Annotated in this window: 1 protein-coding gene; it reads right to left on the reverse strand. The window is 42.2% G+C overall.

The window, feature by feature from the left end:
- Nucleotides 1-121 precede the first annotated feature (121 nt).
- Nucleotides 122-550 (reverse strand): hypothetical protein, encoded by a 429-nt coding sequence (locus DXV75_RS17045; RefSeq protein ID WP_115594614.1) that lies wholly within the window; start codon nucleotides 548-550, stop codon nucleotides 122-124.
- Between the last annotated feature and the right edge of the window lie 142 nt (nucleotides 551-692).

The raw sequence follows: 692 nt of genomic DNA on the forward strand, positions 1-692 counted from the left end.
CCGCCTGCTTAAGAATGGCCAGGATCTGACTGTCCGTGTATCGTGATTTTTTCATGCAGAATCTCCTGCGTTCAGGTTACGAGAAAATTCTACTTTTGGCTGCTGTTATTTTTAGGGGGGATTACCGTGCAATAGTAGCCTTTATATTGAATGTTTGGCCGCCCGAAACCAGCCAGCACTTAGAGAACCACTCAATTAGCTCATTTGTAGCAATATCCCAAGGATCAAGTGATTCATCCTTGTTAGTGTATTCTTCTTCTAGCTCATACGGATAAACGTGATCTATTTCTAGCAGGCCAGGATCAACTGGCGATGGATATTCTGCTTTTCCATCGATGTAGATAAAGTGCTCAGAATTATCTTTGTCCATAAAGAACGCTCTTACTGGAAACTCGGATGAAAAACCATCGACAAAGATTTCGAAGGCAAGAGTGGTAACTTCTTCGGGATAATTGTATTCAATTAACTCTTTAAGAATTGTGCAAAGATCGTTGCTCAGTTTTTCTAAGTACTCGCTGACCTTTTCTTTAAATTCTTGCTCGATACTCATTTCTCTCCATGATCATAACGCCCACATAAGTGGCAACAAAACGTAGCGGCGATTTTGGTTAAACTTGCGAAGCACAAAACTAAATCGCCGCGTAGTTTTGGCGTCCCAGCCAGCTTGCTGGCGACTTGATGTGCTTGTTAGG

This window comes from Alteromonas aestuariivivens, from assembly GCF_003367475.1.
In the GTDB taxonomy this organism is placed as follows: Bacteria; Pseudomonadota; Gammaproteobacteria; order Enterobacterales; family Alteromonadaceae; genus Alteromonas; species Alteromonas aestuariivivens.